The sequence below is a fragment of the Shewanella sp. SG41-3 genome (assembly GCF_014164545.1).
Classification (GTDB): Bacteria; Pseudomonadota; Gammaproteobacteria; order Enterobacterales; family Shewanellaceae; genus Shewanella; species Shewanella vesiculosa.
This window is the reverse complement of sequence record NZ_JACJFJ010000013.1, coordinates 1-12,897: the sequence shown is the minus strand read 5'-3', so window position 1 is coordinate 12,897 and position 12,897 is coordinate 1. Positions and strand designations below refer to the sequence as shown.

11 protein-coding genes and 1 pseudogene are annotated in these 12,897 nt (G+C 39.8%); 5 read left to right on the top strand and 7 right to left on the bottom strand.

Annotation, left to right across the window (positions count from 1 at the left end):
* Window positions 1-98 precede the first annotated feature (98 nt).
* Window positions 99-596 carry a fasciclin domain-containing protein gene (locus H5164_RS18685; protein ID WP_182757311.1) on the bottom strand — a complete coding sequence of 166 codons (498 nt, stop codon included), beginning with the start codon at window positions 594-596 and terminating at the stop codon, window positions 99-101.
* A 587-nt stretch (window positions 597-1,183) separates the two neighbouring features.
* On the opposite strand from H5164_RS18685, the gene H5164_RS18680 reads away from it, so the two are divergent.
* Complete coding sequence (locus H5164_RS18680) at window positions 1,184-2,548, top strand: DUF4397 domain-containing protein (protein WP_182757310.1); 1,365 nt, start codon at window positions 1,184-1,186, stop codon at window positions 2,546-2,548.
* Window positions 2,549-2,646: 98 nt separating this feature from the next.
* Here the strand turns inward: H5164_RS18680 and H5164_RS18675 are convergent, their stop codons facing one another.
* From H5164_RS18675 to H5164_RS18665, 3 genes and pseudogenes are all read right to left on the bottom strand, one after another.
* A complete protein-coding gene (locus tag H5164_RS18675; protein ID WP_182757309.1) occupies window positions 2,647-3,780 on the bottom strand; it encodes a hypothetical protein in 1,134 nt (377 codons plus the stop codon).
* Between the two features lie 725 nt (window positions 3,781-4,505).
* Complete coding sequence (locus H5164_RS18670; protein ID WP_182698839.1) at window positions 4,506-5,699, bottom strand: class I SAM-dependent rRNA methyltransferase; 1,194 nt, start codon at window positions 5,697-5,699, stop codon at window positions 4,506-4,508.
* Window positions 5,700-6,301: 602 nt separating this feature from the next.
* A pseudogene (locus H5164_RS18665) lies at window positions 6,302-6,457 on the bottom strand (histidine kinase); the annotation flags it as partial.
* Between the two features lie 226 nt (window positions 6,458-6,683).
* Between H5164_RS18665 and H5164_RS18660 the strand changes: the two are divergent.
* From H5164_RS18660 to H5164_RS18650, 3 genes are all read left to right on the top strand, one after another.
* On the top strand, window positions 6,684-7,859 hold the full coding sequence (locus H5164_RS18660; RefSeq protein ID WP_182757308.1) for a porin: 1,176 nt from the start codon (window positions 6,684-6,686) through the stop codon (window positions 7,857-7,859).
* Between the two features lie 110 nt (window positions 7,860-7,969).
* Window positions 7,970-8,503, top strand: coding sequence for an FMN-binding protein (locus tag H5164_RS18655; protein WP_124016601.1), 534 nt, complete (start codon window positions 7,970-7,972; stop codon window positions 8,501-8,503).
* Between the two features lie 41 nt (window positions 8,504-8,544).
* Window positions 8,545-9,306, top strand: a complete 762-nt coding sequence (locus H5164_RS18650) for a PepSY-associated TM helix domain-containing protein (RefSeq protein WP_182757307.1) — start codon at window positions 8,545-8,547, stop codon at window positions 9,304-9,306.
* A 68-nt stretch (window positions 9,307-9,374) separates the two neighbouring features.
* Here H5164_RS18650 and H5164_RS18645 read toward each other — a convergent pair whose 3' ends face one another.
* The 3 genes from H5164_RS18645 to H5164_RS18635 form a co-directional block, all read right to left on the bottom strand.
* On the bottom strand, window positions 9,375-9,596 hold the full coding sequence (locus H5164_RS18645; protein ID WP_182723731.1) for a DUF2061 domain-containing protein: 222 nt from the start codon (window positions 9,594-9,596) through the stop codon (window positions 9,375-9,377).
* Window positions 9,597-9,795: 199 nt separating this feature from the next.
* Window positions 9,796-10,710 carry a 1,4-dihydroxy-2-naphthoyl-CoA synthase gene (locus tag H5164_RS18640; protein WP_182757306.1) on the bottom strand — a complete coding sequence of 305 codons (915 nt, stop codon included), beginning with the start codon at window positions 10,708-10,710 and terminating at the stop codon, window positions 9,796-9,798.
* 97 nt (window positions 10,711-10,807) lie between these two features.
* Window positions 10,808-11,155 carry a hypothetical protein gene (locus tag H5164_RS18635; protein WP_182757305.1) on the bottom strand — a complete coding sequence of 116 codons (348 nt, stop codon included), beginning with the start codon at window positions 11,153-11,155 and terminating at the stop codon, window positions 10,808-10,810.
* 76 nt (window positions 11,156-11,231) lie between these two features.
* Between H5164_RS18635 and ccoG the strand changes: the two genes are divergently transcribed.
* Window positions 11,232-12,659 (top strand): cytochrome c oxidase accessory protein CcoG, encoded by a 1,428-nt coding sequence (gene ccoG / locus H5164_RS18630; RefSeq protein WP_182757304.1) that lies wholly within the window; start codon window positions 11,232-11,234, stop codon window positions 12,657-12,659.
* The last annotated feature ends 238 nt before the right edge of the window (window positions 12,660-12,897 follow it).

Genomic DNA, 12,897 nt, shown 5'->3' with positions numbered 1-12,897 from the left:
AATCTTAATTGACCATTACAGTGTCGGTGAGATTGCATTTTTATAAATGAAAAATCAGGGGCGTGACATAAAAGCAACGCCCCATCATTACTTAGTGATTACTTAGGTAACAGTACGGTATCAATTACATGGATCACACCGTTGCTTGCTTCAACATCTGTCATGATTACTTGTGCATTATTTACCATGACATTACCGTCTTTTACTTCAATGGTAACCGCTTGTCCTTCAACGGTAGTTGCGCGATCTAGGTTAACTACATCAGCAGCCAGCACTTTGCCTGAAACAACATGATAAGTTAATACTGCGACAAGTTTATCTTTGTTTTCTGGTTTAAGAAGCATTTCTACTGTGCCTTCAGGCAACTTTGCAAACGCATCATCTGTTGGCGCGAATACTGTAAATGGACCCTCACCTTTTAATGTTTCAACAAGTCCTGCTGCTTTCACTGCTGCAACGAGAGTATTAAACGAGCCATTTTCAGCAGCGACATCAACGATATCTTTTTTCATACCATGATGCTCTGCATAAGAAACTGACGAGAACGCTAAACTAGCAAGGATAATAGCGATGATTGTAGTGAATTTATTTAACATTATATTTTCCTTTTTTGAGTGCATACCATTTTTGAGTTCAGCATTAGTTACGCATTCGTTAATTAATGAGATCAGTTTTTGTTTTAATAAACTAACGAGGTGAACTTGCAAAATAGTCGGTACTAAAAGATCAAGCTACGCTTCATAGCATCAAGCTCGTCGATAACAACATTTTATTTTAATGTGTAAAGTAGACTTGCGTGGTAAGTAGAGTTACATCAATGATTGATATTTTTACAGTTTAATTGTGTCAGTGATAGGTGATTAACTAATTGATAATAATGTTTATGTTAGTTTTTTGTGGTGAGGCTAATAACTCTAAACGTTAGGCTAGCAGTATTAACACTTATTACCATCCGTTCTCTATAATGATGTTTGCTATATTGTGCCGCGGTTATTTTCATCATAGCCAGCATTCTTTTTAAAACAGCCAGCGCTAAATTATTATTTGTGCATATTTTATATTGGCATCAAATATTTATATCTTTTTATCTGAAAAGTTAATTATTTGTGTGTGTTTTTTTTGAACCAGCAAATAAATCACCCCGTATAGAAATCGGTCACAATACTTAATGAGGATTTCTAAAATGAAACGGATTTACCCTTTTGCACTGTGTGTTTCTTTAATTGGTTTAACAGCATGCTCTGACGACGATGATGTCATGGTTGTTGATCCTGTAGAGCCAGAAATTTCATTCGTACGTGTTATTCATGCCGGTAGTGATGCACCATTAGTGAATGTTGTTGCTAATGGAAATGCATTACTGTCGAAGGTGGATTACGCCATGTCTAGTGATCTAATCCAAGTATCATCGGCGACTTACGATATTAGCGTTGATGCTGTTTTGGCCGATGGTAACACTGCAACCGTGCTCGAAACATCTCTTGATGCGCAAAGTGATATGGAATATACCGCAGTGGCATTAGGGTTAGTGGCTAATGACACCCTAAATCTAAAACTGATTGCAAACCCAATAATGGACATTGCTACAGGTTACGCCAGAGTACAAGTTCTGCATGCTGCACCTGCAGCGGGCAATGTTGATGTTTATGTTACCACCCCTGATGCAGATATTAGCGCTATGACTCCAACATTATCTGCAAACTATTTAGATGTAAGTTCGCAAATTGAGGTAGCTAATGGTGACTATCAAATTCGTATTACCGCATCAGGAATGAAAGATGTGGTATATGACTCAGGTACGGTTGCCTTAGCCGATATGCAAGATTACTTTATTAGCGCGATCCCTAATACCTGGTCTGGTGATTCACCAGTAGCATTACAAGTGTCGCTACCAGAAGGGCAAGTAATCTTAAATGATATCAACAGCGGCGCAGATTTACGTGTTGTTCATGCTGTTGCTGACGCGCCTGCGGTGGACGTATTTGTTGACGAAGCAGTCACTCCAGCAGTTAACATGTTGTCTTTTGGTGAGGTAACGGGCTATGTCAATCTTGCTGACGGTACACATACAGTAACTGTTGCTGCGGATGCCGATAACAGTGTTGTGGTGATAGATAAGGCCGCCGTCGACTTAGATCTTGGTAAAAGTTATAGCACCTTAGCGGTAGGATCATTAACCGATAGCATGATTGAACCACTGGTACTAGTTGAGCAAACCCGCCGCGTAGCGACTGAGGCCAAGTTAACAGTTACCCATGCTGCATATTCAGCACCAGAAGTTGATGTTTATCTTACTGCTTCTGCTGATATTACCGATGCAACGCCAGTATTAGAGGATGTACCATTTAAGGCATCTTCTGGCAGTTTAAGCGTTACGCCTGGTAATTATGTAATTACTGTTACTGTTGCTAATACTAAAGATGTGGCTATCGGTCCGCTTGATGTGACCTTAGATGCTTCGGGTATTTATGCTGTCGCGGCTGTTGATAATGTCGATGGTGGAGCACCATTTGGAGTGATTTTATTAGACGACTTTACTGCGATGTAATATTTGCCATGTAAACCTTTAGCGGCTTATTCTTGCCAGATAAGCCGCTTTTTTGTGTGTTAATTTGTAACTTTTGAATGTGTGTCGGTTTTTTGGTGTTACCAGTTTATGGTGCAAGGATCTTGTTGGTTATTGGCTGAGATCTGTTTTGCTTGATCAATCATGTATTCTAATGCCGCCAGCTCTCCATAATCTCGATTTAACGATAACCAGTATTCGGTTCTTTTACGATTACGAAGCACCATGTTCATGGCAATATTTGCTTCTTCATTAAAAGTATCAAATGCTTTTTGTGCAGATGCATTATTAGCTAACCCTTCTGAATCATCATATTTCTCCAACACATTATTTTGTATAGATAAACCTACTTCATTAGTTAATAACCCACCTTTAGACTCAATTAATCTTTCACTGGTTTGTAAACATATATTCAATAATGCAGCATTGTCGGTATCAGTTTTTTTGCATAACTTAACAAGTGGTGCAAAATTTGTTTTATATCTTGTAGCGGCAATACCAAGCACTGCTACTTTTAAAGATAAATCATCATTGGCTCCAGCTTCTTTAAGGGCTAAATCGACTGTAGATAAATAGTCTCCGGAATATTCGTTATAACGTTGTGATTGGAAAAATTGCATCAGCGACATTTGAGCTCTTTCTATGTTGCCAGCTTTCAGCTGATACAGTGCCATTTGCAACCACAAAGCACCGTTTTCAGTGTCAGTATCTAATGCTCTTTGCATCATTACATCATCACAGACTTTTGCTGTGGAATAGCTGCAATGTAGCATAAGGTTAAACGCTATTAACTTATTGCTTGGATATGTTTGTAATAGTTCGTCAAAATTTTCTATATCGTCTTCAATTGATTTGTTTTTGTTGATGAAAGCTGAAGCAATACGTGATTGTTGAGTTTGCTGTTGCTTAATATTGTCGAAGAAAATGTCTTTATTAGCCGAATATCTATTAAAGCTATCTTCGATTATTGGATCTGTAAACATTTCAGCTATACCATTACAACGCACCATTTCATGGGGGGATATATTTGGCGGAATACTATCAGTGTGATTTATGGTTTGCGTGTATTGAGCATTTTGTGAAGTAGATGGTTGCTGCACATCATTGGTTTTAGTTTGCATCACATTTTCGGTTGGAGTTTTATTTTCATTAAAAATAAAAATGAGTGCAACTGCAAGTAATGCTGTTCCAACAAGCATAAGTTTTTGTTTCATCAAAAAGTCCGTTTGAATATTATCAATTTATACTGCTGATTTAATAACCATTTTGCAATGAGTATTCGCTGGATATTTTTGATTATTTGCCATTATCTATTTTTATAAACCCATCAAATGAGTGTCTTGTGTGAGCATTTGCTGCAAATTTAAACTAGATTTAGTCTAATTAAATGAATCGGCTCAACGGATAAAGAGTTAACTTGAAGCTAAAAAATAATCTCGGGTGAGAAAAACTGGCTGCTGTGACGTTATGCTTCGGTGCTGCGCTTGGTATGGCTCTTATGGTAACGAATACAGCCCCTTTTATCGCATCAATGTTGGCGGTTATTGTGTTGGGGTTTATATCAATATAGTATCTGGTAAATGGTGATTTATTGATTAGTGTTGGTAGGTCTTAGTGAACTATTATCGAAAGGTATTCGTTCTGTATTATGTCTCACTAAAAGTAAGTCGCTCAGTATTGAAAATTTTCAGTTGGCTTTTAAGTATAGTTTTTTGCCTGTTTTGAATGAGGCTCTTCTTGTTTTATGTATTTTCATACTCAATGTTGTTTACTTTTTATCTAGAATTTAGGCTGTTTGGCATATTAATGGAGTACTTTGATTGTTAGGGTTTTCAGAGTTCTTAGCTAAGTTAGTGTGCTATCTTTTACTTTCTTTAGTTACATTAAACAAAAAAGGGAACAAATATAGTTCCCTTTTTGCTATCTTCCATTGGCTAATTTACCAGACTCTGGCAACCAAACCCTTTAGGTAATAACCTTCTGGGAATGCGCTGCTAATTGGATGATCGCTAGCTTGATGCATACGCTCAATAAACTGAACTTCACGTTTCGCATCCAAGGCAGCATCAGCAACCACTTTTTGGAATAGGTCTGACTGCATTAAGCCTGAACACGAGAACGTCAGTAATATTCCACCTGGATTAAGCAATTGCATCGCAATCATGTTGATGTCTTTATAACCGCGACATGCACCATCTAGCTGCGATTTATTGTCGGCAAACTTAGGCGGGTCGAGCACGATAACATCGAAAGTTTTAGCTTCATCTCGGTACTGGCGTAGTAATTTAAATACGTCAGCTTCGTTATAATTTACATGATCATCATTAAGGTGATTAATCGCCATATTATCGCGAGCAGTTTGCAGCGCTAAGGTGGATACATCGACGTTTTCAATACTCGCCGCGCCAGCTTTGGCGGCATACAAGCCGAAAGTACCAGTGTAACAGAAGCAGTTAAGTACCGATTTGCCTTTAACGAAACGAGCCGCCATAGCACGGTTGTCACGTTGATCTAGATAAAAACCGGTTTTGTGGCCTTTAATAACATCGACCGCAATCTTAATACCGTTTTCTTCGATGATAATGGGCATTGGGGGTAATTCGCCGTGAAGTAACCCTACGACAGGAACCAGGCCTTCTTTCTTTCTCGAGTCGACATCTGAACGCTCATAAACGGCGCAATCTGGATATTGAATCACTAGTTGTTCAACGATGGTATCGCGCCATTTTTCAGCACCAGTACTTAATAGTTGGCAAACGAATACGTTGGCATAACGATCTATGGTGATACCAGGTAAACCGTCAGATTCTGCGGCAATTAAACGATAACCTGTAAGGCCTTGTTCGCGGATGAGTTCATCACGACCGGCTTGGGCCCTTTTTATACGTCTAGCAAAGAAGTCTGCATCGATGGTTTCTTCTTTGTCGAAGGTCCATATACGCACTTGGATTTGAGATTCTGGCGACCAGGCACCGCGTCCGAGCCAGTGCCCATCGTGCGCCACTACTTCAACAGTGTCACCAGCTTGCGGTTTGCCGCCATTGACGTTGTGAATTCCATTGGAAAATATCCAAGGGTGGCGTCGCTCTAATGAACGTTCGCGGCCAGGTTTAAGTTTAATTCTGATAGCCATGGTACTGCCTAATATAAAGTATAAGTGGAGAGTAAATTCGCTGCGCCTGATAACAACTGATTATAGGCCTTGTTCTGGGCTTATATGAGATTATCTAAGCTATATGGCTCAATTTGTGAGGGATATAAAGCTCGTGACGACAATGGGGTGATCATAGCGTGTTTTGAGTCTAAAAACCTGACAAATAATAACGCTGTAATATTAAGGTTAAGTTGACGGTATCGTTTGTTGATATTTGGATTATGGTTTTTTCGATGGCCTTTTTATTAAAGGCTTATCATTAGGTGTGCGCCGCCATAAACGTTGCTGGCTATTGCGCCTGCATATAGTGCTGTATTAACAGATATCAGCAGGAATATTTTAGTTTGAGTGAGTTAACACTAAGGCTGAATATATTTAGCTTGTGTTGTTTCATAGCCAAATGGCCATGGGATAAATCTGCTTGGTTAAGGTGTTGCCTTTAAAAGTGCGACATGATTATCGCCGTCCATTATCACTAATAATGACATTACTGGCCATAACGCTTTATTGGCTTTTCAGGCAACAAAATTTACACGTGAAAAAAGCAGAATATAGCCCTTAAATGGCAGAGCTTACTCAACTTCTGGATGGTCGTCATTTGCCGTAATATCCGCATGTTTTTCGTTGAGTAGTAAACTTGATAGGGCGATGCCACAGCCTATTTCTAGAATTCTTTTACCTTCATTGTAATCCAACATGTAGTTAGCCAGTACTAAGCTTGATGGCCAAACAATGCCTGCTGGCCGAGGATATTCTAAGTTTTATCCTATTTGGCATTCTTCATGTCAATCATCGATTATCTCGTGTCATTAAACACAGAGTGGTTGTTATTAAATATGTGACACACCCACTAAGCTTAATGATAATGGTTTGCATTAACATATTCGTTATGTATAATTCACGAAAATTTACACTACTTTACATAACACACTAGTTGTTTACATTGTCTGATCGGGATGGAATATGAAAAAAACGTTAATAGCTGCAACACTATTTAGCCTTTTGGCTAGCAATCAAGTTATGGCTTCTGATGAAACGACTGAACTACGCCAGATTATTGAGCAGCAGCAGAAAGTGCTTAAAGATCTTGAAAAGCGTCTTGAGCAAACTGAAAAACGTGTAGAGGCTACGGCTGATGTAGTAGAAGCAAGCGCATCAAGCCAGTCGGCAACCACTATTGGTGGATATGGCGAATTACACTACAACAATATTAGCAATAACCAAACTGGTGAAGACAAGAAAGAATTCGACTTCCATCGCTTTGTATTATTTGTCGGTCACGAGTTTAATAGCAGTACACGTTTTTTCTCTGAACTCGAAGTTGAGCATTCCATCGCAGGTGAGAGCCAAAATGGCGAAGTTGAGTTAGAGCAAGCCTATATCGAGCATGACTTTAATGAGATGTTTACCGGTAAAGCTGGTCTATTTTTAATGCCTGTCGGTATTATCAACGAAACTCACGAACCAACAGCATTCTACGGTGTTGAGCGTAACCCAGTAGAAAAAGACATCATTCCTGCAACGTGGTGGGAAGGGGGTATAAACCTTAATATTAAAGCGGCGCCAGGTTTAGCCTTTGATACCGCCATCACTTCTGGTTTGTATTTAGACCAAAGCTCTGGTTACAAAATCCGTAATGGTCGTCAAAAAGTTTCTGAAGCTAAGGGCGAAGATTTAGCCTATACCGGCCGTGTAAAATACACTGCGGTTCCAGGTTTGGAGCTAGCAGCAACGGTTCAGTATCAATCAGATTTAACTCAAGGTACTGCCGATGTTGATTCTGCAGCAGCAACATTGCTTACCGCCCATGCCATTTACAGCATTGAACACTTCACTGTAAAAGCTCTATATGCACAGTGGAATATTGATGGTAAAGAAGCTGAAGCATTAGGTCGTGATAAGCAAAATGGTTTCTATATTGAGCCTGCTTACCGTATTAATGAACAGTTTGGTGTGTTTGCTCGTTATAACGAGTGGGACAACAATGCTGGTGATAGCGCCGATACTAAGAAAAAACAAACCAACGTGGGTGTTAACTACTGGTTACACGAAAACGTAGTGTTTAAAGCTGATTACGAAAATATTGGCGGCGCTGCAGATTCAGACGGTTTTAACTTAGGCGTTGGTTACCAGTTCTAATCCTGAGTATTCTCAGAGGTAAGACGCATCGGTAAAAACGTTTATCGGTAAATGGGGGCCTGCAGTGTATATTGTTGGCGCCCGTATTTTTATTATGTTTGAGGGCTATTATGCAAACAATATTACGATCATATTTGATGGTATTTATGCTGGGATTAGCGGCTTGTTTGTCAGTATTTAATAGTGTTGCTGCCACACAATATCAGTCAAATGAAGCGTTTATTAGCCAAGCATTTAATGGAAGTAGTGGCGAGTCTAAGGTGCTATGGCTTGACGATGAGCTCAAACAAGCGATAGAAGTTATCTTAGCCCATCGTTTTAATAAAATGCGGCTGCGTTATTGGCTACACAATAATGCAACGGTATGGATAATGGACGAGATAGGTAAAGAATCGCCAATTACAGTGGCTATCCATGTAAAAGACAATCAAATAGAACGAACTAAAGTGTTAATCTATCGTGAAAGCCGCGGTGATGAAGTGCGTCATGATTTTTTTACTGATCAATTTAAGTCGGCCAAGCTAGATGACCAATATCAGCTTGATAAGCATATAGATGGCATTACAGGCGCGACATTATCAGTAAGAGCGTTAACTAAGTTATCGCGTATTGCATTATTACTTCATGCGCATGTGGTGCCATAAGCCCAATTTCAATTCCAGCGGATCATTTCAAGCAGGTTAGTGTGACTAAGACATCTCGACGTAATCGTTTTAGACTTAAGTTGTTACGAGCACTTCGTCCTTGGCATCGACGCTTAGGCTTAGCGAGTGCTTTATTTATCCTATTGCTAGTGTTCACTGGTGTAGCGATAAATCACAGTGATGATTTTAGTTTAGACCAAACACCTGTTACCCAGTCTTGGTTACTTGATTATTATGGTATTCCAGCTCCTGCGCATGTCGCTCAGTTTTCTGCTTTAGATAAGCGCAATTTACCTGCACTTTATATTACTGATAATTTATTGTGGCAGGGAAAACAGGTTATTTTTGAAGGCCCACAAACGTTAATCAGTGCCAGTTATGCTGCCAATATGCTGGTGGCAATGGATACCAATCAGTTGTATTTATTCGATAGCGCAGGGCATTTACAAGAAACACAGAATAGCAGTACCGGTTTACCAGCTGGCTTATTAGCGCTGGCAGTAGTGGATGGTCGAGTATGGCTAAAGACATATTCTGGTGTTTATCAAGCTGATGAGCAGTTAATTGATTGGCAACCTACTGTACCGCTCAAGCCGTTAAGTTGGCTTATGCCAAATCCTCAAGTTAATGCTGAGTTTATTCAACATGCTCGTAGTGCGCATTTAAATTGGCAACGCGTAATGCTAGATCTACATAGTGGTCGCCTATTTGGAGCGTTAACAGTGTGGCTATGGGACTTGTTTGCGCTAGCATTGTTGTTGGTATCATTAAGCGGTTTCTGGATTTGGTACCAAAAAAAATAATGGTAACAATGCTTTTATAATTTCATAAAGAGCGCATAAGATGGACTAGCAAGCTCATGGTTATAACGTTAGCCCATCAAGAGTGCCGACTCTTTAGATCGCTCAGCTTGCTGCACTTTCTTTAACTCAATTTTTTTCCAAACCTTGTCATGAAAGTAAAATACAACTGTATTAACGGCAGGCTCAAGCAGGGCTATGGTGCCACCGATAATAATGCTCCCGGTTAATAGGTAGGTAATCGTAAATGCGACACCGAAGTGTAAAATGGCAAAACTGAAAGTTTTTTTCATGGTTAAGTCCCCCTCTTGTTTATTTGCTTAAATGATAACAGTTATCATTATCATGTAAAGCGGGTTAATTCGATTATTACCAATGAAAATTTCGATTACGATTATATTTCTTAATACCGAAAACAATAAAAGCCCTTAAAGGGCCTTTATGATGGCAGAAAATATCCGTTAATTTAGAGCATAACCCTATGTGCTGGAGTTAGTAATGCCAAGGAAAGCGGGAAAAATCTTGGTCGCGTTTTTCTAAAAAGGCATCACGGCCTTCTTGAGCTTCTTCACTTGCATACGCTAAGCGTGTTGCTTCACCGGCAAACAGTTGTTGGCCTACTAAGCCATCGTCGGCCATATTAAAGCCATATTTAAGCATACGCATTGCGGTAGGCGATTTAGAGTTAATCTCTTTTGCCCAAACTAATGCTTCTATTTCGAGTTCAGCATGGGGAATAGCTCGGTTTACCATGCCCATATTAAAGGCTTCTTCTGCTGAGTAATTAAAACCAAGAAAGAAGATTTCACGAGCACGTTTTTGGCCAATCATCTTAGCTAAATATGCACTGCCATACCCGGAATCAAAACTGCCCACATCAGGGTCAGTTTGTTTAAAGATAGCGTGTTCTTTAGAGGCTAATGTTAAGTCACACACTACATGTAAACTATGGCCACCACCCACAGCCCAGCCTGGCACTACTGCAATAACCACTTTGGGCATAAAACGAATCAAACGTTGTACTTCTAATATATGTAGGCGTCCCATGCGTGCGACATCAGGCTTACCTTCCTCTGCGCCTTCATATTTATAGCCGTCTTTACCACGAATACGTTGATCACCGCCTGCGCAAAATGAGTACTGACCTTTTGCTGATGGCCCATTACCTGTTAATAGTACACATCCTACATCAGACCATTGTCTAGCATGATCTAGAGCGATAAAGAGTTCGTCTACGGTTTTAGGGCGAAATGAATTAAGGCAATCAGGCCTGTCAATGGCAATACGCACTGTACCTTGGTGTTTTGCCCGATGATAAGTGATGTCTTCAAAATTGAATCCTTCGACAAGATCCCATAAGTCTGGATCAAAAATGTCGGATACTGATTCTGTGTGTGATTGAGTCATAAAAACCTAGCCCCTATTGTAGATATTACACAAAGGCTAGGCTTATTTGATATTTAGGTCAATTTGAGAGCATAAAACCGTTAACTAACTCGAGTTATTAGATTTTATCGCAAATAAATTGTAAGTTTTCTTTGGTGAAAACCGGGTGGCGAGCACTGCTATGGCAGTATTGATCTTTAAACTCAGCGATTGCTTCATTACTGGTAAACACACCATCTAACTCACGGATCTCAATAGTTGATAAGCGTTGGTAAATTTCCGCTTTAATTTGCGGTAAGTGTTTATCAATTTTAATGATTTTTGTGCCCGTCATCGAATCAAGCTTTTTGTCAGCCTTAGTAAACATTGTTTTAATGTCATGGATTGGCTTATCAAGCTTGTCTGTTTCCGTCGCGAAATAATAAATAATTCCCGCAATTATTATTAATCCTATCCAGCCTCTCATCTTTTTATCCAATAATGTGTTATTACCTATATAATAAGCTAGTTATCGTTCAATATTAAAGCAGTAAGGCTGTAACATGACGACAGAATCTAACCCCAAGGACTTTTCTAAACAACAACGTATTAAAATCCATCAACCTGATGCCAGTAAAGCAGACCGTTTCAATCCGCGCAACCGTATTTATGTAAGAGCTGTAGATGGCTTATGGACAACGTTACGCCGTTACATGGGCTGGATTGCTATGTTATTCTTCTTATTGTTGCCCTGGTTGCCATGGGGCGATCGTCAAGCAGTTTGGTTTCATCTGGCCGAGCAAAAATTCCATGTGTTTGGTTTAACTATCTGGCCACAAGACCTCACCTTACTCGCAGCACTGTTTATGATAGCTGCATTCGGGTTGTTTTTCGTTACGACTTATCTCGGTAGAGTGTGGTGTGGCTATACCTGCCCACAAACGGTGTGGACCTTCATTTTTATCTGGTTTGAAGAAAAGTTTGAAGGCGCACGTAATAAACGCATTAAGCTTGATCAAATGCCATGGAGCTTTGATAAGCTATGGCGGAAAACCGCTAAACATACCTCTTGGCTACTGGTATCACTATTAACAGCCACAACTTTTGTATCTTACTTTGTTCCAAGCCGTGAACTGTACATTGACATCTTTACCTTGAATGCCGGTGGTGGAATATATTTTTGGGTTATTTTCTTCACTATTGCGACATATGGTAATGCCGGATGGATGCGTGAGATCATGTGTATTCATATGTGTCCTTATGCCCGTTTCCAAGCGGCTATGTTTGATAAAAATACTTATATAGTCGGTTACGACACTCAGCGTGGTGAAACCCGTGGTCCTCGTTCTCGCAAACAAGACCCAAAAGAAATGGGCTTAGGCGACTGTATTGATTGTGACTTATGTGTACAAGTCTGTCCGACAGGCATTGATATACGTAATGGTCTGCAATACGAATGTATTAACTGTGGGGCCTGTATTGATGCATGTGATAACACCATGGAACGCATGGGTTACGAAAAAGGGTTAATCAGTTACACAACAGAAAACAAACTTGATGGCGTACAAGAAAAGGTATTGCGACCTAAGCTGGTCGGTTACGGTGTTGTGCTGACTGTTATGATATTAATATTCATTTATGCCAGCGCAACTATTGCGCCTGTTCGTATGGATGTTATTAGAGATAGAAACTCACTGTATCGTCAAAACAACCAAGGCAATACCGAAAACACCTTTACGATAAAAATTCTTAATAAGACAGAACAGCCACAAGAGTATGAGTTAAGTGTCGAAGGTCTGCCGAATGCTAAATGGATTGGCCCGCAGCACGTCTCAATCGGATCTGGTGAAGTCATCACCTTGCCAATTAGTATTGCTGTCGATCCTATCGAGCTAAAGAGAAGTATTACCAAAATCGATATTAAAATTAACGCAGTTATAGACGGTAGCCCAATAGAAATAAAACAGGAAACTCGATTCTTTGGTGATTAGAACCGAGCAAAATAGGCAAAAAAGGGGCTGGCAGTCCCTTTTTTGTTCATTTCGATTGAAAAAACACCTCTCAGTCATGTTTTTGCAATATTTAGCATTTTTATGCTTGCACAAAATCTTAAGCTGCCTATAATGCGCATCCACTGACACGGCAGACAGCGAAAGCGGTTACCGAGTTGGGTTGAATTAAGTGCTTCAAAACACTGGATTCAAGGCGAAAAGAAAGTTTGAAAAAACA